Annotated in this window: 1 pseudogene; it reads right to left on the reverse strand. The window is 67.5% G+C overall.

Annotated features, from left to right (window positions below):
• Positions 1-234: pseudogene (locus FQ668_RS28310) on the reverse strand (DUF1631 domain-containing protein); the annotation flags it as partial.

The following is a 234-nucleotide window of genomic DNA, read 5'->3' on the forward strand; positions in this document are numbered from 1 at the left end:
GCGACAGCCTGCCCGTCGGCAAACTGCGACGGAGCACAAGCGGGTTCCTCGGCAATCGCCAGGACGATGTCCTCGGCCACCAGCACTTCGCTCAAAGGCTGGCCCTCAGTGCCGGGCTGCATCGCGGTACCCGCGCAGGCACGCAGGTGCAGCTGTTCCAGTTGCAGGAAGAATTCGCGGGTCGCTGCCGAGTCCAGGGCCACGCTGGCCAGGCCATCGCGCAGTGCCTTGAGC

Origin of the sequence: Pseudomonas sp. Kh14 (genome assembly GCF_900291005.1) — a bacterium.
Classification (GTDB): domain Bacteria; phylum Pseudomonadota; class Gammaproteobacteria; order Pseudomonadales; family Pseudomonadaceae; genus Aquipseudomonas; species Aquipseudomonas alloputida.